The sequence below is a fragment of the Buttiauxella noackiae genome, from assembly GCF_000737905.1.
Lineage (GTDB): Bacteria > Pseudomonadota > Gammaproteobacteria > Enterobacterales > Enterobacteriaceae > Buttiauxella > Buttiauxella noackiae.
In genome coordinates this window covers 1,199,725-1,220,484 of the sequence record NZ_JPRU01000002.1, presented here as the reverse complement: position 1 = coordinate 1,220,484, position 20,760 = coordinate 1,199,725, and the positions used below count along the sequence as shown (strand labels likewise).

Here is a 20,760-nt window from a genome sequence, read left to right as displayed (position 1 = left end):
ACATAGGGCGTTATTCAGGTTGTTCAAGAGATTTAATGTAATCGTAAATCGCCAGTTGCGAGCGTACCTTACGGCGGTTGCCGCGTGGCACATAGCGATTACTTAGTTCTTTGTCGATGTAGCGTGCTTTTACCGTATCACTGAACAATATTTCGATGATATCCAGCACCCGTTGTTTCAGGCGCGGGTCAAGAATAGCGACGGCTACCTCGATGCGGTAATCAATATTGCGCGTCATCCAGTCGGCAGAAGAGAGATACACTTTTTTGTCGCCGCCATTTTCAAACACATACACGCGGTCATGTTCGAGATAGCGGTCTACGATACTGATTACGCGGATATTGTCGCTGATACCGTCCAGATTGGGGATAAGCGAGCACATGCCACGGATTAGCAGATTAACTTTTACACCTGAGCTTGACGCCGCATACAGGCGGTCAACCAGCCCTTTATCAACCAGGTTGTTCAGTTTCAGCGTGATGCCAGACGGCTCGCCGTTTTGCGCGTTAGCAATTTCTTTATCGACCAAATCGTAAAGCAGGCGGCGTGAGTTCTGTGGTGACACCATCAGATGCTCGAATGTCACTGGACGATAAGGGTTTTCGATAAAGTTAAATACGCGGCGAACTTCGTTGGTGATGCGCGCATCGCAGGTCAGTAACGAATAGTCAGTATAAAGACGTGCGGTTTTCTCGTTAAAGTTACCGGTACCGATGTGGGCATAACGCACCACCTCTTCACCTTCTTTACGGGAAATCAGGAAAAGCTTGGCGTGAATTTTCAGACCTGGCGCTGAGAAAATAACGTGTACGCCCGCTTCAGTCAGGCGTTTGGCCCAATGAATATTGGCCTCTTCGTCAAAGCGCGCTTGCAGCTCAACCACCACGGTGACTTTCTTGCCATTGTGCGCGGCGTGGATCATTGACTCAATAATGCGCGAGTCTTTTGCCACACGATAAATATTGATTTTAATCGCCAGCACGCTTGGATCGAATGACGCCTGGCGCAGCAATTCTAGTACGTGCTCAAAAGTGTGATACGGATAGTAGAGCAGCACGTCACGATTACGTATCGCATCAAAACCGTTACGGAATTTATCAAACCAGATGTGGCGCAGGCGCGGCAGTGGTTTGTTTACTAAATTGGCTTTGCCGACGTTCGGGAAGTTAATGAAATCTTTAAAGTTATGGTAGCGACCACCTGGTACAATGGAATCGTAATTGGTGATAGTCAGCTTGTTACGCAGCATTTCAACCATCGCATCAGGCATATCACGTTGATATACAAAACGCACAGGCTCGGCAGTCAAACGTTGTTTCAGGCTTGATGACATCAGTTCCAGCAAGCTCGATTCCATTTCCGTGACCAGATCGTATTCCGCGTCGCGAGTCATTTTCATTGAGTAGGCGTTCAACGAATCGTAATCGAAGAAACCTTTGAAAATATCATCCAGGCAGTAACGCAGAATGTTATCCAATAGGATCATCGGCTTGCGGCGGCGCGGTGCTTCTGGCGGCAAATTAACAAAGCGTGGCACTTTATCGGACGGAATTTCCAGCAACGCGTAACGAATGTCATCGCCACGAATGATCTCTACCGCAAGGTAGGTGTAGTCATCTTTAAGAAACTGCACCAGATCGGTGTCGTGGTTAATCAGGATCGGTGTGATGTGCTGGCGCAAATAGTGTTTAAAGTAGTGTCGCAGCCAGTTTTGCTGATTTGGGGAAAGCTGGCGTTCATTAATCAAGAAAATTTGATTACGCGCCATTTCCAGCAGCAGATCGTTATAAAGCCCATCAAACTCTTGGTCGGCCTTTAGAACACGCGCCTGAATTTTGTTGAGTAAATGGCGCGAGTTAGGAGCCGTACCTTGTTCTTCGCTGATCAGAATGCGCCGTTTTAGCTCGGCGAAACGAACTTTGTAAAATTCATCAAGGTTATTCGAATAGATGCCGAGAAAACGCATTCTCTCAATCAGCGGGTTAATTTTGTCCGCTGCTTCCTGAAGAACACGTTCATTAAAAGACAACCAGCTCAGTTCTTTTTCGATATACAGCTTATCCTGACCCATTAGCCCTCACACTCCGTTTTCGTGGACGTTAAAATGCCGTCACGTCTGTCATTATGGCGAGCTTTGCCGTGGAATGTCCAACGATGGCCGTAAAGTATGACAAATCGTGATGAAGTTTAGTTAGCGTTGTAGGGCGGAGGCGTGAAAAAGGGGCCGTAGCCCCTTAGTTTTATTCGTCTGCGGCATGGCCCTGCGGTGGCAGTTTGTTGCCATCCAGCCAGGCGCTATTTTCACGCATTTGCAGGCGTCCTTCGATAAACCAGGAGACAACTAACGGATAAATAGCGTGTTCCTGATTCTGCACGCGGGCGGTAATGTCTTCTTCGTCATCACCTTCAAACACCGGTACTTTGGCCTGAAGAATAACCGGCCCGCCATCCAGCTCCTCAGTGACAAAATGCACGGATGTTCCATGCACTTCGTCGCCATTTTCCAACACCTGGCTATGAGTATTCAGGCCAGGATATTTTGGCAGCAGAGAAGGGTGGATATTGATCAGTCGCCCTGCGTAATGGCCGACAAACTCTGGGCTAAGAATGCGCATATAACCCGCCAGCACCACCAAATCCGGCGCGTAGGCATCGATCTCAAGCATTAGCTCGCGATCGAACGCTGCACGGTCGGCGAACTGGCTAGCCGTTAACGCGTGAGCAGGAATTTCCGCAGCACGCGCTCGTTCAAGACCAAAGGCATCGCTTTTATTACTGAATACAGCCGCCACGGTGGCATTAATCTTTTTAAGCTTACAGGCATCAATAATTGCCTGAAGATTGCTTCCGTTGCCGGAAATTAGCACCACTATACGTCTCATTACTCAATAACCACGCGTTCGGAGGAATCAGAAGCTTTGATACTACCGATTTTCCAGGCGTTTTCACCTTTTGCATTCAAAAATTCTATCGCTTTATCAGCTTCTGACGCAGGCAGGGCAATCAGCATGCCGACACCGCAGTTAAAGGTGCGGTACATTTCGTGACGGCTGATATTCCCGGCTTTTTGCAACCAGTTGAATACCGCAGGCCACTGCCATGAAGATTCAGCAATAATAGCCTGCGTGTTGTCTGGTAGAACGCGTGGGATATTTTCCCAGAAACCACCGCCAGTCAGGTGTGCAATCGCATGAACGTCAACATTTTCAATCAATTCCAGAATCGGCTTCACATAAATGCGCGTCGGTTCGAGTAAATGATCGGCCAGCGGTTTGCCTTCCAGCTCAGTGGTCAGAGGGTCAGTACCGCTCACTTCCAGTACTTTACGTACCAGAGAATAACCGTTCGAATGCGGTCCGCTAGACGCCAGAGCAATCAAAACATCGCCGTCGGTTACTTTAGAGCCATCGATGATTTCAGATTTTTCAACCACGCCAACACAGAAGCCAGCAACGTCGTAATCTTCGCCATGGTACATGCCCGGCATTTCAGCCGTTTCACCGCCAACTAATGCACAGCCAGATTGCAGACAACCTTCGGCAATACCGGTGATAACGCTGGCAGCAGTATCGACTTCAAGTTTGCCAGTTGCATAATAATCAAGGAAAAACAGCGGCTCAGCACCCTGAACAATCAGGTCATTTACACACATCGCAACCAGATCAATGCCGATAGTGTCGTGGCGCTTTAAATCCATCGCCAGACGTAATTTAGTACCCACACCGTCGGTGCCGGAAACCAGCACAGGCTCACGATACTTTTGAGGTAACGCGCACAACGCACCGAAACCACCCAGCCCACCCATGACTTCCGGGCGGCGAGTCTTTTTCACTACACCTTTGATTTTATCGACCAGAGCGTTACCAGCATCAATATCAACACCGGCATCTTTATAGCTAAGAGAGGTTTTGTCGGTCACTGCTTAGTCCCCGCGGATGGGTTAGAAATAAAAAACGCCGCAATTCTAACAGTGCAGGCAAACGTTTGCGAGCCTCTTGTTCAGAGGGATGTAATTATTATCAATCTATACTCATTTCACCCAACTTGATCTCGAAGCGGTGGCGCGGTGTTAAAAAAGCGGTATAATCCGGCGATTTTTTTTATGGTGGCCAACTATCTCGGGGAGAAAGAGTATGAAGATCGTGGAAGTCAAACACCCACTCGTCAAACACAAGCTGGGCCTGATGCGTGAGAACGACATTAGTACCAAACGCTTTCGTGAACTCGCCTCAGAAGTTGGCAGCTTGCTGACTTACGAAGCCACGGCGGATCTGGAAACTGAAAAAGTCACTATCGAAGGCTGGAACGGCCCGGTAGAGATCGATCAGATTAAAGGCAAGAAAATTACCGTTGTGCCAATCCTGCGCGCAGGCCTGGGCATGATGGAAGGTGTGCTGGAAAACGTTCCAAGCGCGCGTATCAGCGTTGTGGGTATCTACCGTAACGAAGAAACCCTGGAGCCAGTTCCTTACTTCCAGAAACTGGTTTCTAACATTGAAGAACGTATGGCGCTGGTGGTTGACCCTATGCTGGCAACCGGCGGTTCTATGATCGCAACCATCGACCTGCTGAAAAACGCTGGCTGTACCAGCATTAAAGTATTGGTTCTGGTCGCAGCACCAGAAGGTATCGCAGCGCTGGAAAAAGCGCACCCGGACGTAGAGCTGTTCACCGCTTCTATCGATCAGGGTCTGAATGAGCACGGATACATTATTCCGGGGCTCGGCGATGCGGGCGACAAGATATTTGGTACTAAATAATAAAATGAGCCGACTTCGATAGTCGGCTTTTTTTTGATTTGTTCGATCCGTTTGTTCTAAAAATAATATTCTGAGGAAAACAACATGACACGCCGCGCCATTGGGGTGAGTGAAAGACCACCCTTGTTGCAAACGATACCGTTAAGTCTGCAACATCTGTTCGCCATGTTTGGTGCCACCGTTCTGGTGCCGATCTTGTTCCACATTAACCCGGCGACGGTGCTGCTGTTTAACGGGATTGGGACGCTGCTGTATCTCTTTATCTGTAAAGGTAAAATCCCGGCGTATCTCGGTTCGAGCTTTGCGTTTATTTCGCCAGTGCTCCTGCTCCTGCCGCTGGGTTATGAAGTGGCGCTGGGCGGGTTTATCATGTGCGGCGTGTTGTTCTGTATTGTGGCTCTGATTGTTAAAAAAGCCGGTACTGGCTGGCTGGATGTGATGTTTCCTCCAGCGGCGATGGGCGCGATTGTGGCCGTTATCGGTCTTGAACTGGCGGGTGTGGCTGCAAATATGGCCGGTCTTCTACCTGCTGATGGCACTTCTCCTGACTCAACCACAATCATTATTTCGCTGGTGACGCTTGGGGTAACCATCTTTGGTTCCGTTTTGTTCCGTGGCTTCCTGGCGATTATCCCGATTCTTATCGGTGTTCTGGCGGGTTATGCACTCTCCTTCGCCATGGGCGTGGTCGATGTGACGCCAATTATTAACGCGCACTGGTTCGCACTGCCGACCTTCTACACCCCGCGTTTCGAGTGGTTTGCGATCTTTACTATTTTGCCTGCAGCACTGGTAGTGATTGCGGAACACGTGGGTCACCTGGTCGTCACGGCTAATATCGTAAAGAAAGATTTGATTCGCGACCCAGGCCTGCATCGTTCAATGTTCGCCAACGGTATTTCGACGATTTTCTCCGGCTTCTTTGGTTCGACACCAAATACCACTTATGGTGAGAATATCGGCGTTATGGCCATTACCCGTGTCTATTCCACATGGGTTATTGGTGGCGCGGCGATTCTGGCGATTCTGCTTTCTTGCGTTGGCAAACTGGCGGCGGCGATCCAGATTATCCCGGTTCCGGTGATTGGTGGCGTCTCCTTGCTGCTGTATGGCGTGATCGGTGCATCCGGTATTCGCGTGTTGATCGAATCAAAAGTCGATTACAACAAAACGCAAAACTTGATTCTGACCTCCGTCATCCTGATTATCGGTGTGAGTGGCGCAAAAGTGCACATTGGAGCGGCTGAGCTCAAAGGTATGGCGCTGGCGACAGTCGTTGGTGTGAGCCTGAGTCTGATCTTCAAACTTATCAGCGTGCTGCGCCCGGAAGAAGTGGTGCTGGATGCTGAAGAAAACGACGTAAAATCGTAGTTTTTCCTCAAGCCGGGCGGCGCGTTCGCCCGGTTCTATTGATCCTCATTTCTGTGTTAGACTCTCTGCGTTTTTCTGCCTGTTATGGTTGAGGTAATTCTGAATACGCCGGCACAGCTATCACTGCCACTCTATTTGCCTGATGACGAAACTTTTGCGAGTTTCTGGCCGGGTGATAATCCTTCTTTACTCGCCGCACTCCAGTCCGTGCTCCGTCAGGATCACAGCGGATATATCTATTTCTGGTCGCGAGAAGGAGGAGGGCGCAGCCATTTGCTGCATGCCGCCTGTGCGGAACTGTCACAACGTGGCGAAGCTGTTGGCTACGTGCCGCTTGATAAGCGCACTTGGTTTGTCCCGGAAGTATTGGACGGTATGGAACAGCTTTCGCTTGTGTGTATCGACAATATCGAATGTGTAGCGGGCGACGAACTGTGGGAAATGGCGATTTTTAATCTCTATAACCGCATTCTTGAATCAGGAAAAACCCGTCTGTTGATTACCGGCGATCGTCCTCCGCGCCAGCTCAATTTGCAACTTCCCGACCTCGCATCGCGCCTTGACTGGGGCCAAATTTATAAGCTGCAACCGCTTTCCGATGAAGACAAACTTCAGGCCCTGCAACTGCGTTCACGACTGCGTGGTTTTGAACTACCAGAAGATGTGGGCCGCTTCCTGTTAAAACGTCTGGATCGCGAAATGCGTACGCTGTTTATGACGCTCGATCAGCTGGATCATGCTTCTATCACGGCGCAACGTAAACTGACGATCCCGTTTGTTAAAGAGATTCTGGGACTTTAATTTATTTGGCGGATACGCAGCGCGGCATCCGCCATGACCACTACAAAATCTCTAACACGGACTCAGGCGGGCGGCCAATACGGGCCTGGCCATTAGCCAACACGATTGGACGCTCAATCAGCTTCGGATTATCGACCATCGCCTTAATCAATTGATCTTCATTTAACGCACTGTCTGCCAGATTTAACTCTTTATATAAATCCTCTTTCTGACGCATTAACTCGCGTGCGCTGGCAAAACCTAATTGGCTCAACAACGTTTTGATGGTTTTAGCATCTGGAGGCGTTTCCAGATACAACACCACTTCGGGTTCTACGCCATTCGCTTTTAGCAGGCTTAACGTTTCACGGCTCTTAGAGCAGCGCGGATTGTGATAAATAGAAACGGCTGTAGACATCGTAACTCCTGTTACATCTTAGAATACGGAAGGAAGCGTTTTTGCAAATCGCGGAACTGATCGATTCGCGCATCATAACGCGCTTGCTGCAAGCTACCCAATTTCACCTGAGCGCTGGCGCTACTGAGCAAAGAAATTGCCTGATCGAGGCGTCCAACGAGAGCCATAACCTCAGCGCGTGCAGCGAGCTCTTGATCACGATTGCCTAAATCTGCCTCTGTTTGTGCTAACAAATCCCAGGCGTTGCTATCATCAGGGTGAGCGAAGGTATAACGATTGAGAATTGCTGCCGCCTGCTCCGGTTGTTTTGCCTGAACATAGGCGTTGGCAAGGTTAAGCTGTAACACAGGGTTCTGTTTCAAATCAGGCGCGTTTTTCAGTCTATTGATAGCGTCTGCAAATTTATTTTGCCCAAGGTCAATATCGGTAGATAAATCGAGATACCAGGCATTTGTAGGTTGTGCGGTAAGCAATGGTTGTAAAAGCTTACGGGCCTCATCCCATTTATTACCGCCCATCGCCTGAAGCGCACGACCATATGTCGCTGCGTGTTGTTCGCGAATATTTCCCTTCGACCAGCTATCCAGTAAATCACTGGTTAGTTGGTTACGTCCGGAGTTGTACATACCTAAAGTACGTGCTTTAGCCATGTAAAAATCTTCTGAAGATTGCGTCACCACCGGTCGCATTTGGTTGGCTCGGTTGCGCGCATCTGCCAAACGGCTTTCAGGCAATGGGTGGGTAAGCAAAATTTCAGGTGGGCGAGATGAATAACGCGATTGGTCGAGCAGTTTCTCAAGGAAGGTTGGCATCGCTTGTGGATCGAAACCGGATCGCTGTAACACCTGAATACCGATGCGGTCCGCTTCCTGCTCGTTTTGTTGCGTGAAGCTGATCATGCCCTGTTGTGTACCGGCGAGTGTTCCGCTTAACGCCGCCATACCCGCTTGTGGGCTGGCCATTGCCAGTAAAATAGAACCTAACGCACCCACCCAGGTTAGTGGGGCATTTTTTTTCTGATCTTCCATGGCTCGCGCCAGGTGACGTTGGGTGACGTGAGAGATTTCGTGCGCCATAACCGAGGCAAGTTGGCTTTCATTATCGGCATAACGGAATAGCGCTGAGTGCAGCACCACGTTGCCACCAAAGAAAGCAAAGGCGTTGATTTCGTCGTTATTAATCAGAAAGAAATGGAAGGGGGTTTTAACTGAGTTGGCATGGCTAACCAGACGCATACCCAGTTTGTTGATGTACTGCACGAGCAAAGGGTCATTGATTAATGGGGCGCTGCCTCGCAGCTGGCGAACATAATAGTCGCCCATCTGCATTTCCTGGCCAATTGACAGAGTATTTCCTGCTGAAGTTCCCATATCTGGCAGTTGGTCGCTAACGTCCGCAAAGGCTGGAGTTACTGGACCCGCAAGCAAAGCTGCCATCAGTGTTGCAACCAGCGATTTTTTCAACTGCTTGAACATACGTCCTGTCCTGTTTAATCAAAGTTAATCTTCGACATGTATTACGTGAATTTGTTCGCATACAAAGATGAACTGTAGCCCACCGCATGACTGAGACCTATCTTATCTGTGACAATTTTAAACCGCCATTGAACAGAGATAAAAAGCAAAGTCTTTACAGTGACATTTAGATACAATCTCTCCTCGCACAATACTGTCAGGGAAGGGATGTATGCTTGAAATGTTGTTGCAGTGGTATCGACGACGGTTTAGCGATCCGGAGGCTATCGCACTGCTAGTCATTCTGGTTGCAGGATTTGTTATTCTGTTCTTCTTCCACGGATTGTTAGCGCCGCTGTTGGTGGCGATTGTGCTGGCTTATTTACTGGAGTGGCCAACCGCACGGCTTCAGCGTGTTGGATGTTCCCGAACCTGGGCTGCAACGATTGTATTAGTGCTGTTTGTCGGCATTTTGCTGTTGATGGTGCTGGTAGTTGCGCCAGTTGCCTGGCAGCAGGGTATCAATCTGATACGTGATATGCCGGGGATGCTGAATAAACTCTCTGATTATGCTGCCACTCTGCCAAGACGTTACCCGGCACTGGTTGATGCAGGCATCATTGATGCCATCGCCGAGAACATGCGTGGGCGCATGATGGGGATGGGCGATCAAGTGGTGAAATATTCACTGGCTTCATTAGTTGGGCTGTTAACGCTGGCCATTTATCTGGTGTTAGTGCCGCTGATGGTGTTCTTCCTCGTCAAAGACAAAGAACAGATGCTTAATGCCGTGCGCCGGGTTTTACCACGAAACCGTGGGCTTGCGGGTCAGGTCTGGCTGGAGATGAATCAGCAAATTACGAACTACATTCGCGGCAAAGTTCTGGAAATGCTGGTTGTGGGTGTGGTGACCTATATTGGTTTTGTGATTTTTGGCCTGAATTACTCTCTGCTGCTGGCGGTATTGGTCGGGTTCTCTGTGCTGATTCCATATATTGGCGCGTTTGTCGTGACAATCCCGGTGGTGTGCGTGGCGTTATTCCAGTTTGGAGTGGGGCCGGAGTTCTGGACGCTGTTCGCCGTGTATTTAATTATTCAGGCATTAGACGGCAATCTGTTGGTGCCGGTATTATTTTCCGAAGCGGTTAACCTGCATCCATTAGTTATCATTTTGTCGGTTGTTATTTTTGGCGGTCTGTGGGGGTTCTGGGGAGTCTTCTTCGCAATTCCACTTGCTACCCTGATTAAAGCGGTGGTGCATGCCTGGCCGGATAGTGTGTTGATAGACGATAAGCCAAACTAGAGAAAGTAAAAAGCCGACATAAAGTCGGCTTTTTTAATATTTTTAGCGTAGCTATTAAGCGTTTTCTTTCAGCCAGTTCACCACAATGTCGTGATGGTTGCTGGTTTTGAAATCATCAAACACTTTTTCAACTTTCCCTTCACCATCGAGCAGGAAACTGATGCGATGGATGCCATCGTAGGTTTTACCCATAAATGACTTCTCGCCCCAAACCCCAAATTGCTCACAGACCTGATGGTCTTCATCAGAAAGCAGGGTGAAGTTTAGTAGCTCTTTTTCAGCAAAACGTGAAAGCTTCTCTGGCTTGTCGGTGCTGATACCCAGTACTTCCACACCCCTTTTTTTCAACGCATCCATGTTGTCGCGCAAACCGCATGCTTGCACGGTGCAGCCTGGCGTCATCGCTTTAGGATAAAAATAAACCAGAACGCGCTGTCCCTGGAAGTCGGTTAAATTTATCTGCTCGCCGTCTTGATCAGGCAAGCTAAATTTCGGTGCACTGTCACCGGCTTTCAGTGGGCTCATTACAACTCTCCGTCTTAATCATCTTGCTGTGGATAATTCACAACGTTAATACTGCCTTGTGCTTTTAGTTCTGTACAGAGGGCCTTGAATTCATCTTCGATAACGCTCGCATTTTTGCCAGCAGGACTATGGGCTGTAATCTGTATATACAGCTGAGGTGGATTGCCATCCTGAGCCGGCTGGGTGCGTGAACTCAATTCCGCAATATTCATGTGATGAACATCAAACAGATGGGTGAAGCGTTCGATTAAATGAGGCGAATCGGTCACTTCTACCTGCACCCAGACTGTTGCTGGCATTGCCGGGCGCTCTTGCGCGGTGGTACGTTTCATAACGATTAGTAAATCTAACTCGGCACCTTTCAGCGGTAGCGTAGATTCAATCAAGGTTATGGCATTCCAACTGCCAGATAGCAGCATAATAAACGTGAACTCTTCACCGAGCATAGCGAGGCGACTGTCTTCAATATTACAGCCGCAACTGCTCACATGGCGGGTGATGGTATTAACAATACCAGGTCTATCCGCCCCAAGGGCCGTAATGACCAAATAATGGTGTGGTGAGGGAGTCAAACGTATTCTTCCTGTGAATCGGTGAGATATCATAAGGAAAGCATAAAAAAAAGTTGCGTACAACCGTGTAGCGTCACCTGGTGACTTGCTTTTGATCCTGCACCAAACGTACCATTGAGACACTTGTTAGCACAGAGGATGGCCAATGTTCACTGGAAGTATTGTCGCGCTTGTGACGCCGATGGATGAGAAAGGTAATGTCTGCCGGTCAAGCCTGAAAAAACTGATTGATTACCATGTCGCCAGCGGGACCTCGGCGATTGTCTCGGTAGGTACTACTGGAGAGTCTGCTACGTTGAGCCATGACGAGCACGGTGATGTGGTACTGATGACGCTGGAACTGGCTGATGGCCGTATTCCTGTTATCGCAGGGACTGGCGCTAATGCCACCTCTGAAGCTATCTCGCTGACAAAGCGTTTCGAAAACAGCGGTATTGTTGGCTGCCTGACGGTAACGCCATATTACAACCGCCCAACCCAGGAAGGGCTATATCAGCACTTCAAAGCCATCGCTGGAAGCACCGATCTGCCGCAGATGCTGTACAATGTGCCATCTCGTACTGGTTGCGACATGCTGCCTGAAACAGTGGGTCGTTTGGCGAAGATTAAAAATATTATTGGTATCAAAGAAGCTACCGGGAACTTAACACGAGTAAACCAGATCAAAGAGCTGGTTGAAGATGACTTTATCCTGGTTAGCGGCGATGACGCGAGTGCGCTGGACTTTATGCAATTGGGCGGCCACGGTGTGATTTCTGTGACGGCAAACGTAGCCGCGCGTGAAATGGCAGAAGTGTGTAAACTGGCCGCCAATGGGCAATATGCGCAAGCGCGCGTTATCAACGAACGTTTGATGCCGCTGCACAATAAATTATTTGTTGAACCCAACCCTATCCCAGTCAAATGGGCATGTAGGGAGTTGGGACTTGTGGCAACCGATACCTTACGCCTGCCAATGACACCACTGACTGAAGCTAGTCGTCCGGTGATTGTTAGCGCGCTCAAGCATGCCGGTTTGCTGTAAAGTTTAGGGAGATTTGATGGCTTACTCAGTACAGAAGTCGACGGTGGCGAAAGTTGCAGTGGTTTCGTTAGCCATGCTGTTAGCAGCATGTAGCACCGACCAGCGTTATAAGCGCCAGGTTAGTGGTGACGAATCCTATCTGGATGCAGCACCCCTCGCGGAAATCCACTCCCCGGCGGGGATGATCCTGCCGGTGCAGAATGGTGAATACAATATTCCGGTCACCAACGGCAGCGGCGCAGTAGGCAAACAGCTGGATATCCGTCCGCCAGCTCAACCTCTGGCATTGGTCAGTGGCGCACGTACTCAGTTTACTGGGGACACCGCAACTCTGATGGTTGAAAGTGCGCGTAGTGCAACGCTGTGGCCACAGGTCGTAAGCGCTGTTCAGGCGAAAAATTACGGCATTGATAAACGTGACGATGCAAGCCAAACGCTGACTACTGACTGGGTCCAATGGAACCGTGCTGATGAAGATCAGCAGTACCGTGGGCGCTATCAAATCAGTGTGAAACCTCAAGGCTATCAACAAGCTGTGGTGGTTAAGCTGCTGAATCTCGAACAGGCCGGCAAGCCAATTGCTGATGCGGCATCTATGCAACGTTATAGTGCAGAAATGCTTAACAGCATCAGTGCGGCACTGGATAAAACCCAGACCGATCTGCAAAACGCCAAAGAAAGCCGTGCAGCAACGCAGCTTGATGTTCAAAGTGCCGCTGATGACACTGGCCTGCCAATGCTGGTGGTGCGTGGCCCATTCAACGTCGTATGGAACCGTTTACCGGCAACGCTTGAGAAAGTGGGCATGAAAGTCACCGACTCTACGCGTTCAACTGGCAGTATGGCTGTAACTTACAAACCATTGTCTGATAGCGCATGGCAAGATTTAGGGGCAAAAGACCCGGGTCTGTCCAGTGGCGACTATAAACTGCAAGTGGGCGACCTCGATAACCGCAGTAGTCTGCAGTTCATCGATCCGAAAGGTCACACGCTGACGCAGTCTCAGAACGATGCTCTGGTAGCTGCATTCCAGGCAGCATTCAGCAAGTAACATTTAAAGGCCAGAGCTCTCTGGCCTTTTTTCTGTTAGGCTACGCAAACGTGTGCGTAGACACAGATAGCGGAATTTTTAGTTAAATCACACCTGGAGTAAGAAAGATGCAAAAGCAAGCTGAGTTGTATCGTGGCAAAGCGAAAACCGTATACAGCACGGAAAATCCGGATCTGTTGGTGCTCGAATTCCGCAATGATACTTCAGCAGGAGACGGTGCTCGTATTGAACAGTTTGATCGTAAAGGCATGGTGAACAATAAGTTCAACCATTTCATTATGACTAAACTGGAAGAGGCGGGCATTCCTACGCAAATGGAAGCTCTGCTCTCCGACAACGAAGTGCTGGTGAAGAAGCTGGATATGGTGCCGGTGGAGTGTGTTATTCGTAACCGTGCGGCGGGCTCATTGGTTAAACGCCTGGGTATTGAAGAAGGCATTGAACTAAATCCTCCGTTGTTTGACCTGTTCCTGAAAAACGATGCGATGCATGACCCGATGGTCAACGAATCTTACTGTGAAACCTTTGGTTGGGTGAACAAAGAGAATTTGGCTCGTATGCGTGAGTTGAGCTACAAAGCTAACGATGTTCTGAGCAAACTGTTTGATGATGCGGGTCTGATCCTGGTCGATTTCAAGCTGGAATTCGGTTTGTTCAACGGCGAGGTTGTACTGGGTGATGAGTTCTCCCCAGACGGTAGCCGCCTGTGGGACAAAGAAACCCTCGACAAGATGGACAAAGACCGTTTCCGCCAGAGCCTGGGTGGCCTGATTGAAGCTTATGAAGAGGTCGCACGTCGTCTTGGCGTTCAATTAGACTAAGTTTGCCCGTCATACTTTGAGCCGCAGTGGCGTTGTCTTTCCTCGCTCACCCCAGTCACTTAATCAAACAAGTTTCTGGGGATTCACTGCGCTGCCGCTTTGCTGCAACTCGAACTATTTAGGGTAAAAAGTCTGCGGAATTTTTTTAAAGCCGGATGTGTTTTTACATCCGGCTTTTTCACATCTTGTTTCCTATGGTAATCCTGGAATTAACCACCTACGATCTACTTATTACAAGTTGTGAATAATGAGGTCGACTATGCGCTGGCAAGGTCGTCGCGAAAGCGACAATGTTGAAGATAGACGAAGCAACTCTTCTGGCCCAAGCTTCGGGGGCGGCGGAGGTGGATTCCGCTTACCCGGCGGTAAAGGCGGTATCATCTTATTAATAGTGGTAGTTGTGGCGAGCTATTATGGTGTCGATCTCACCTCAATGCTGGGTGGTCAGCCTGTTCCACAACAGCAATCTACACAGCGTTCCATTAGCCCAAATGATGATGACGCGGCTAAATTTACCTCGGTTATTCTGGCTACAACGGAAGACACCTGGGGAGAGATTTTCCAGAAAATGGGCCGTACTTATCAGCAACCAAAACTGGTGATGTATCGTGGTGCGACCCGCACTGGTTGCGGCACGGGTCAATCAGTCATGGGGCCATTTTACTGCCCGGCTGACAGCACGGTGTATATCGATCTCTCTTTCTACGATGAAATGAAAAGCAAACTGGGCGCTGATGGCGATTTTGCGCAAGGGTATGTCATTGCCCATGAAGTTGGCCACCACGTGCAGAAATTGCTGGGGATTGAACCGAAAGTCCGCCAGCTTCAGCAGGGCGCAAGCGAGGCGGAGGGAAATCGTCTTTCTGTCAAAATGGAATTGCAGGCTGATTGCTTCGCGGGTGTTTGGGGCAACAGCATGCAAAAACAAGAAGTATTGGATGCCGGAGATTTACAGGAAGCGTTGAACGCAGCTGAAGCGATTGGCGATGATAAACTGCAGCAACAGGGCCAGGGACGTGTTGTTCCCGATAGCTTCACCCATGGTACTTCAGAACAGCGCTATACCTGGTTCAAACGCGGTTTCGATAGCGGTGACCCGGCGCAGTGCAATACCTTTGGTAATACCGTCAAATAACGAGATGTGACAAGGATGCAAGCCATGGAACTGCTAAGGCAAGCAACTGCCAGTATGGCTGATGCTGGTATTCGCCGTATGATCATCATGGCGGGTGAGAAAACCTGGAGTAGTCAGCAAGTACAGTCGCTTAACCGGCAATTACCCGGTGACTGGCTATGGGTTGGGGCTGCACCGGAACTGCCGCTTCATTGTGCAACGTCGGCAATGCGCACTCTATTGGGTCGTGAGTTTCTGCATGCGGTTTTTGATGCGAGAGAAGGGCTTGACGCTGAAGCGCTGGCAGCCCTGGCAGGAACGCTTAAAGCGGGTAGTTGGTTGGTTCTGCTGGCCCCTGAGTGGAACAATTGGCCGATGCAGCCGGATTGCGATTCAAGCCGCTGGAGTGAACAGGCGGAAGCGATTCCAACCCCGCATTTTATCGCTCATCTACAGCACTGTATCCGCATTGATAGCGAATGCGTGCTCTGGCGGCAGCACCAGCCGCTGCAAATTTCTGATTTCTCGCCGCGTCCACAATGGCATGCAGCCAATGGTGCACCTTTTGCAGAGCAGGCCGCTATTCTGGATGAGCTTTTGAATATGCCTGTGGGCGTTGCGGTGGTTACCGCACCGAGAGGACACGGAAAATCTGCGCTGGCAGGGATGTTATTGCAAAGGATTGCAGGCAAAGGGCTGGTAACTGCTCCCGGAAAAGCGGCGACGGATGTACTCGCTGAGCATGCAGGCGATCGTTTCAATTTTGTTGCACCTGACGCGCTGCTTGCCAACGCCGACGCATTTCAGGCTGACTGGCTAATTATTGACGAGGCAGCCGCGCTCCCGGCGCCTCAGTTACGTAGATTAATATCCCATTTCGCACGGGTTTTACTGATAACCACAGTTCAGGGTTACGAAGGAACAGGGCGCGGGTTTGTACTCAAGTTCTGCGCCAGTCTCGACGCACTGACGCGCTACACCCTTTCAACTCCTATCCGTTGGGCTGCAAATGATCCGCTGGAAAAGCTAATCGACGCTGTTTTGCTCTTTGATGAAATCGATATAACGACAGCACCGCAAGGTACGATTTCTTTGCAGGTCATTGAACGCGCAAGCGCCTTGCAACCATCGCCGCAACGACAACAGATGTACCGCTTACTGTCTGGCGCACATTATCGTACTTCACCACTGGACTGGCGTCGGATGCTGGATGCTCCGGGGCAGCACTTTATTGCTGCAACCAGTCATGGGGAAACTATTGGGGCGACCTGGCTTGTGGAGGAGGGGGAGCTAAATGAGGATCTTAGTTGGGCGGTGTGGGGTGGGTTTCGGCGTCCACGTGGCAATTTAGTGGCGCAGTCGCTGGCGGCACATGGCGGCAGTCCATTAGCCGCAACGCTTAAAGGTTTACGTGTCAGTCGTATTGCTGTGCATCCACTGCGCCAGCGTCAGCAAATCGGCCAGCAGATGATTGCCAAAGTGAAATCTCACGTACATTTTGCTGCTGATTATCTTTCGGTGAGTTTTGGTTTTACCAACGAGCTGTGGCGTTTTTGGGAAAGCTGTGGCTTCAGGTTGGTGCGTGTAGGTAGTCACCGGGAGGCCAGCAGTGGCTGCTATACGGCGATGGCGTTATTGCCGCTAACTGAGCGAGGGGAATCCTTGACTGGCCACGAACAGCAGCGGCTACAGCGCGATATCAGGTGGCTGCAACCGTGGATTGACCAATCCTTACCTGTTATTCCTCATGAAAAGGCTGAGCTAAACAGTGATGACTGGCTTGAGTTGGCTGGATTCGCCTTTGGGCATCGCCCTGTGGAGGCGTGTCTGGGCTCTCTGAATCGTTTGTTGCTCACCAGCGAATTACCCCTTAAGGCGCTACGTGGCCGGGTACAACAACGTCTCAGTGTGGAAGCACTTTGCCAGCAATTACGCATTTCCGGACGTAAAGCGTTGTTAATTGTGATGCGGCAGGAAGTGCAGAATGCGTTGGAAAAACTCGATGAGCAACAGTGCATTGAGCTGAAAAATACGCTTTTGCAATTGCAATTTTTCCACTAACTCGTTCAGTCAAACGGTATGGTCATCATGGAATCCCGGCGTATAGTCATCTCCAGAAACTAAAGGAGAACACCATGAAACACGACCATTTTGTAGTTCAAAGCCCAGCCAATCAGGCTAAGCAACTGATTTTGTTATTTCATGGTGTTGGTGATAACCCGGTAGCAATGGGGGAAATTGGTAGCTGGTTTGCGCCACATTTCCCGGAAGCTCTGGTGGTCAGCATTGGTGGCCCGGCACCCAGCGGCCCATATCAAGGCCGTGAATGGTTTTCCGTTATGGGCGTCACGGATGAAAACCGCCAGGCGCGGGTTGATGCCATCATGCCAACATTTATAGATGTGGTGCATGACTGGCAAAAACACAGCGGTGTGCCTGCCAATGCCACAGCACTGATTGGTTTCTCGCAAGGTGCAATTATGGCGCTTGAGGGCGTGAAAGCACAGTCAGAACTGGCTTCGCGCGTGGTGGCTTTTAATGGCCGATATGCGCAACTTCCGCAAAGTGCATCAACATCGACCACCATTCATTTGATTCATGGTGATGTTGATAAGGTGATTGATGTGAAGCATGCTTTTGATGCCCACGAACAGTTAATGCAGCTGGGTGGTGATGTGACGCTGGATGTGATTGACGATTTGGGGCATGCGATTGATGACCGCAGCATTCAGATTGCGCTTGATCATCTGCGTTATACTGTGCCAAAGCACTATTTCGATGAAGCGCTCAGCGGCGGCAAGCCAAATGATGATATCGTTGAGTTTATTTGAATAAAAATCTATGGTCCCCACCGTTTTTGCAACACTGATTTTTGACTTATGGTGGCTTGCCTAAATCTATCCGGCGTCACTATGGGCATCGATGCCCGCGCCTTGATGAGTTCCGCACCTGATAAGCCTAAAAAGCCACGCGGCTTCAGAGAGCCATTTTTTATGTTAGGTTTTCATCAGGCCGATAGGCCGTTCATGTCATCAATAATCAGTCTTCGCAAAACCAGATTGGGAACTGCTTAATTAACGATTAACCTGCCAGTCAGACTGGCGTCATCGTTACCTTTCGAACACGGTCTGCCGGGTTGTGATTGCCCATGCTATCCGGGCCAGCTTGTTGGCCAGAGCACAACACACTACGCAGGAGTGTTTTCTTGCCAGTTGTGCCCTGACCCAGTCAGCCAGCTTGCCTGACTGATAATCAATTTTCTGGATAAAGACTCTGGCGCACTGGACAAGTAACCGTCGCAGATTTTTGTCTCCCCGTTTACTTATCCCTAAAAGCGTATTTTTGCCGCCCGTGCTGTACTGCCGTGGTACCAGGCCGGTTGAGGCCGCAAAATCCCGGCTACAGCCATATTGTTTACCGTCGCCCAGTTGCGATGATAAAACGCTGGCAGTTATCGGCCCAACACCGGGTATTGTCTGAAGACGTTGTCCTGTTTCATCACGACTCAGCTCTTGTTCCAGCGCTGTTTCAAGCTCCGTGATCTGTTCGACAAGATAAAGATAATGAGCATGTAAGCGCATCAGCAGCTGTGCCAGATAGGGAGGAAGTTCGTTATCTGCAAGGACTGTTGAGAGCCGTTTTATCACTGCGGCTCCGATCGGCATACTGATGCCAAATTCCAGCAAAAAAGCATGCATCTGATTAGTCGTTTTGACTTTATCTCTGACCAGCGATTCCCTGACCCTGTGAAGTGCCCGCATGGCCTGTTGAGCTTCGGTTCGTGGTTGCACAAATCGCATGGAGGGACGGGATGCCGCCTCGCATATGGCTTCTGCATCGACAAAATCGTTCTTGTTGCTCTTAACAAAAGGGCGAACGAACTGCGGAGAAATCAATTTTGCTTCATGGCCTAAATCAGCGATCCGGCGAGCCATAAAATGGGCGCCGGCGCAGGCTTCCATCACAACGGTAGCGGATGTACACCCAGCCAGAAATTCAATAAGTTTGGTGCGGGTAAATTTTTTTCGCAGTAATGCTTTGCCTGATTTATCCTGGCAGTGAACGTGGAAGGAATGTTTGCCGAGATCGATACCAATAAGCGTAACGTTTTGCATGATGGCCTTCTCCAGAAAGAAAAACACCCTGCCAGCGTACCGCTCACAGGGTGGTGGGGACCATCTCATTAGCCACTCGCATGAGTGGCTTTTTGCCAGATTAAGGCTTTTTCTTTGGGAAATCGTCTTCGTCATCCCACTTATCGTTAAAGTCACGATGTGGAGGAAGCTCAGGTTTATTCGCCATATATTTTTTCGGATCAATACGCTTCAGATCCTTAATCACATTAAGGAAAATGCCGAGAAGCAGTACCAATACGATAATCCACCAATAGTGCGATAGCCATTCCATGCCAATACCTCACTTAATTTGTTCGGCCTGTCAGGCGACAAGCTGCTCCATAATGCGTTGATACATACGAGCCAACATTTGCAGGTCAGCGGCGTTAACACACTCATTAATTTTATGAATAGTCGCGTTCACTGGCCCAAGTTCCACCACCTGTGCCCCCATGCGTGCGATAAAGCGCCCATCGGATGTGCCGCCGGTGGTCAACAGTTGCGGTCTAATTTCATTATAGTGCTCAACTGCATTCACTACCGCATCAACCAGCTTTCCGCGTGAAGTGAGGAACGGTTGGCCCGAGAGCCACCAGTCGAGGGTATAACGCAATTCATATTTATCGAGCAGGGCAATAACGCGTTGCTTGATGTCTTCATCAGTCAGTTCGGTGCTGAAGCGGAAGTTGAACTGCACATAGAGATCGCCCGGAATCACGTTATTACTGCCGGTGCCGGCTTGAACGTTGGCAATCTGCATGCTGGTGGCAGGGAAGAATTCGTTACCTTTATCCCACTCAATATTGACCAGCTCATTGAGCATAGGCGCTGCACGATGAACAGGGTTATCAGCCAGATGCGGGTAAGCAACGTGTCCCTGCACCCCGTGAACGGTCAGGTTACACGTCAACGAGCCACGGCGGCCGTTTTTCACCACATCGCCAACCACTTCAGTGCTTGAAGGTTCACCAACCAGGCAGTAATCGAGCCTTTCATGGCGCGCCATTAATGTTTCGACTACTTTCACAGTGCCATTTTTGGCGCTGGCTTCTTCATCAGACGTGATGAGAAATGCAAGGCGGCCTTTGTGGCGCGGGTTCTGTGCCACAAAACGTTCTGCAGCAACCACCATCGCGGCAAGTGAGCCTTTCATATCTGCAGCACCACGACCAAATAGCATGCCATCACGGATAGTCGGTTCAAACGGAGGGTTAATCCAGCGGTCAGCATCACCAGAAGGCACGACGTCGGTATGGCCAGCAAACGCCAGCGTTTCGCCTTTTCCTCTCCATGCCCAGAAGTTTTGCGTGTCGCCAAAATCCATGTGCTCGATAGTAAAACCAATGGCACGTAGTCTCTCAATCATCAGCGCCTGGCAGCCAGCGTCGTCAGGGCTAAGAGAAGGGCGGCGGATAAGCTGTTGCGTCAGCTCAATAACCGGGCAAGACATAG

General features: G+C 49.9%; 20 protein-coding genes. 10 read left to right on the top strand and 10 right to left on the bottom strand.

Annotated elements, in window-relative coordinates; all coding sequences use genetic code 11:
- Positions 1-10 precede the first annotated feature (10 nt).
- From ppk1 to purM, 3 genes are all read right to left on the bottom strand, one after another.
- Entirely contained in the window at positions 11-2,071 is a 2,061-nt protein-coding gene (gene ppk1 / locus IX31_RS14090; protein ID WP_034459141.1) for a polyphosphate kinase 1, read from the bottom strand.
- 169 nt (positions 2,072-2,240) lie between these two features.
- Positions 2,241-2,882, bottom strand: coding sequence for a phosphoribosylglycinamide formyltransferase (gene purN / locus IX31_RS14085; RefSeq protein ID WP_034459139.1), 642 nt, complete (start codon positions 2,880-2,882; stop codon positions 2,241-2,243).
- A complete protein-coding gene (gene purM, locus IX31_RS14080; RefSeq protein ID WP_034459136.1) occupies positions 2,882-3,919 on the bottom strand; it encodes a phosphoribosylformylglycinamidine cyclo-ligase in 1,038 nt (345 codons plus the stop codon). Before purM ends, purN begins: the two co-directional genes overlap by 1 nt.
- 214 nt (positions 3,920-4,133) lie before the next feature.
- Between purM and upp the strand changes: the two genes are divergently transcribed.
- The 3 genes from upp (at position 4,134) to IX31_RS14065 (ending at position 6,932) form a co-directional block, all read left to right on the top strand.
- Positions 4,134-4,760 (top strand): uracil phosphoribosyltransferase, encoded by a 627-nt coding sequence (gene upp, locus IX31_RS14075; protein WP_034459132.1) that lies wholly within the window; start codon positions 4,134-4,136, stop codon positions 4,758-4,760.
- An 84-nt stretch (positions 4,761-4,844) separates the two neighbouring features.
- On the top strand, positions 4,845-6,131 hold the full coding sequence (gene uraA / locus IX31_RS14070) for a uracil permease (RefSeq protein ID WP_034459129.1): 1,287 nt from the start codon (positions 4,845-4,847) through the stop codon (positions 6,129-6,131).
- 99 nt (positions 6,132-6,230) lie between these two features.
- The gene (locus IX31_RS14065; protein ID WP_241767199.1) at positions 6,231-6,932 is read left to right on the top strand and encodes a DnaA inactivator Hda; all 702 of its coding nucleotides are present in this window, start codon (positions 6,231-6,233) and stop codon (positions 6,930-6,932) included.
- A gap of 40 nt (positions 6,933-6,972) precedes the next feature.
- Here IX31_RS14065 and arsC read toward each other — a convergent pair whose 3' ends face one another.
- Both arsC and bepA read right to left on the bottom strand, forming a co-directional pair.
- Positions 6,973-7,329, bottom strand: coding sequence for an arsenate reductase (glutaredoxin) (arsC, locus tag IX31_RS14060; RefSeq protein WP_034459123.1), 357 nt, complete (start codon positions 7,327-7,329; stop codon positions 6,973-6,975).
- 11 nt (positions 7,330-7,340) lie between these two features.
- Positions 7,341-8,804, bottom strand: a complete 1,464-nt coding sequence (gene bepA / locus IX31_RS14055) for a beta-barrel assembly-enhancing protease (protein ID WP_034459122.1) — start codon at positions 8,802-8,804, stop codon at positions 7,341-7,343.
- A 211-nt stretch (positions 8,805-9,015) separates the two neighbouring features.
- Here bepA and IX31_RS14050 point away from each other — a divergent pair, with 211 nt between their 5' ends.
- Positions 9,016-10,086, top strand: coding sequence for an AI-2E family transporter (locus IX31_RS14050; protein ID WP_034459118.1), 1,071 nt, complete (start codon positions 9,016-9,018; stop codon positions 10,084-10,086).
- A 54-nt stretch (positions 10,087-10,140) separates the two neighbouring features.
- On the opposite strand, the gene bcp is transcribed toward IX31_RS14050, so the two are convergent.
- Together bcp and IX31_RS14040 are read right to left on the bottom strand one after the other, a co-directional pair.
- On the bottom strand, positions 10,141-10,611 hold the full coding sequence (gene bcp / locus IX31_RS14045; RefSeq protein ID WP_034459115.1) for a thioredoxin-dependent thiol peroxidase: 471 nt from the start codon (positions 10,609-10,611) through the stop codon (positions 10,141-10,143).
- 14 nt (positions 10,612-10,625) lie between these two features.
- A complete protein-coding gene (locus tag IX31_RS14040; RefSeq protein WP_034459112.1) occupies positions 10,626-11,183 on the bottom strand; it encodes a glycine cleavage system transcriptional repressor in 558 nt (185 codons plus the stop codon).
- A 145-nt stretch (positions 11,184-11,328) separates the two neighbouring features.
- Here IX31_RS14040 and dapA point away from each other — a divergent pair, with 145 nt between their 5' ends.
- The 6 genes from dapA to ypfH all read left to right on the top strand — a co-directional run bounded on the left by dapA (position 11,329) and on the right by ypfH (position 18,024).
- Positions 11,329-12,207 carry a 4-hydroxy-tetrahydrodipicolinate synthase gene (gene dapA / locus IX31_RS14035; RefSeq protein WP_034459109.1) on the top strand — a complete coding sequence of 293 codons (879 nt, stop codon included), beginning with the start codon at positions 11,329-11,331 and terminating at the stop codon, positions 12,205-12,207.
- A 16-nt stretch (positions 12,208-12,223) separates the two neighbouring features.
- Complete coding sequence (gene bamC / locus IX31_RS14030; RefSeq protein ID WP_034459106.1) at positions 12,224-13,258, top strand: outer membrane protein assembly factor BamC; 1,035 nt, start codon at positions 12,224-12,226, stop codon at positions 13,256-13,258.
- Between the two features lie 107 nt (positions 13,259-13,365).
- Positions 13,366-14,079 carry a phosphoribosylaminoimidazolesuccinocarboxamide synthase gene (gene purC / locus IX31_RS14025; RefSeq protein WP_034459103.1) on the top strand — a complete coding sequence of 238 codons (714 nt, stop codon included), beginning with the start codon at positions 13,366-13,368 and terminating at the stop codon, positions 14,077-14,079.
- 259 nt (positions 14,080-14,338) lie between these two features.
- On the top strand, positions 14,339-15,214 hold the full coding sequence (gene ypfJ / locus IX31_RS14020; protein ID WP_034459100.1) for a KPN_02809 family neutral zinc metallopeptidase: 876 nt from the start codon (positions 14,339-14,341) through the stop codon (positions 15,212-15,214).
- Positions 15,215-15,229: 15 nt separating this feature from the next.
- A complete protein-coding gene (locus IX31_RS14015; protein ID WP_051880725.1) occupies positions 15,230-17,254 on the top strand; it encodes a tRNA(Met) cytidine acetyltransferase TmcA in 2,025 nt (674 codons plus the stop codon).
- A 74-nt stretch (positions 17,255-17,328) separates the two neighbouring features.
- Positions 17,329-18,024, top strand: a complete 696-nt coding sequence (gene ypfH, locus IX31_RS14010) for an esterase (RefSeq protein WP_034459094.1) — start codon at positions 17,329-17,331, stop codon at positions 18,022-18,024.
- Positions 18,025-18,303: 279 nt separating this feature from the next.
- Here the strand turns inward: ypfH and IX31_RS14005 are convergent, their stop codons facing one another.
- From IX31_RS14005 to dapE, 3 genes are all read right to left on the bottom strand, one after another.
- Positions 18,304-19,308 (bottom strand): IS110 family RNA-guided transposase, encoded by a 1,005-nt coding sequence (locus IX31_RS14005; RefSeq protein ID WP_034455038.1) that lies wholly within the window; start codon positions 19,306-19,308, stop codon positions 18,304-18,306.
- A 100-nt stretch (positions 19,309-19,408) separates the two neighbouring features.
- Positions 19,409-19,600 carry a YpfN family protein gene (locus IX31_RS14000; protein ID WP_034459091.1) on the bottom strand — a complete coding sequence of 64 codons (192 nt, stop codon included), beginning with the start codon at positions 19,598-19,600 and terminating at the stop codon, positions 19,409-19,411.
- Between the two features lie 30 nt (positions 19,601-19,630).
- Positions 19,631-20,758 carry a succinyl-diaminopimelate desuccinylase gene (gene dapE / locus IX31_RS13995; RefSeq protein WP_034459089.1) on the bottom strand — a complete coding sequence of 376 codons (1,128 nt, stop codon included), beginning with the start codon at positions 20,756-20,758 and terminating at the stop codon, positions 19,631-19,633.
- Between the last annotated feature and the right edge of the window lie 2 nt (positions 20,759-20,760).

Excerpts from the sequence above, each read along its gene's own strand:
- upp (WP_034459132.1), top strand. The coding sequence starts at position 4,134 with ATGAAGATCGTGGAAGTCAAACACCCACTCGTCAAACACAAGCTGGGC.
- purN (WP_034459139.1), bottom strand. The coding sequence starts at position 2,882 with ATGAGACGTATAGTGGTGCTAATTTCCGGCAACGGAAGCAATCTTCAG.
- ppk1 (WP_034459141.1), bottom strand. The coding sequence starts at position 2,071 with ATGGGTCAGGATAAGCTGTATATCGAAAAAGAACTGAGCTGGTTGTCT.
- dapA (WP_034459109.1), top strand. The coding sequence starts at position 11,329 with ATGTTCACTGGAAGTATTGTCGCGCTTGTGACGCCGATGGATGAGAAA.
- IX31_RS14000 (WP_034459091.1), bottom strand. The coding sequence starts at position 19,600 with ATGGAATGGCTATCGCACTATTGGTGGATTATCGTATTGGTACTGCTT.
- arsC (WP_034459123.1), bottom strand. The coding sequence starts at position 7,329 with ATGTCTACAGCCGTTTCTATTTATCACAATCCGCGCTGCTCTAAGAGC.
- uraA (WP_034459129.1), top strand. The coding sequence starts at position 4,845 with ATGACACGCCGCGCCATTGGGGTGAGTGAAAGACCACCCTTGTTGCAA.
- IX31_RS14050 (WP_034459118.1), top strand. The coding sequence starts at position 9,016 with ATGCTTGAAATGTTGTTGCAGTGGTATCGACGACGGTTTAGCGATCCG.
- ypfJ (WP_034459100.1), top strand. The coding sequence starts at position 14,339 with ATGCGCTGGCAAGGTCGTCGCGAAAGCGACAATGTTGAAGATAGACGA.
- bepA (WP_034459122.1), bottom strand. The coding sequence starts at position 8,804 with ATGTTCAAGCAGTTGAAAAAATCGCTGGTTGCAACACTGATGGCAGCT.
- bcp (WP_034459115.1), bottom strand. The coding sequence starts at position 10,611 with ATGAGCCCACTGAAAGCCGGTGACAGTGCACCGAAATTTAGCTTGCCT.
- bamC (WP_034459106.1), top strand. The coding sequence starts at position 12,224 with ATGGCTTACTCAGTACAGAAGTCGACGGTGGCGAAAGTTGCAGTGGTT.
- dapE (WP_034459089.1), bottom strand. The coding sequence starts at position 20,758 with ATGTCTTGCCCGGTTATTGAGCTGACGCAACAGCTTATCCGCCGCCCT.
- IX31_RS14015 (WP_051880725.1), top strand. The coding sequence starts at position 15,230 with ATGCAAGCCATGGAACTGCTAAGGCAAGCAACTGCCAGTATGGCTGAT.
- purC (WP_034459103.1), top strand. The coding sequence starts at position 13,366 with ATGCAAAAGCAAGCTGAGTTGTATCGTGGCAAAGCGAAAACCGTATAC.
- ypfH (WP_034459094.1), top strand. The coding sequence starts at position 17,329 with ATGAAACACGACCATTTTGTAGTTCAAAGCCCAGCCAATCAGGCTAAG.
- IX31_RS14005 (WP_034455038.1), bottom strand. The coding sequence starts at position 19,308 with ATGCAAAACGTTACGCTTATTGGTATCGATCTCGGCAAACATTCCTTC.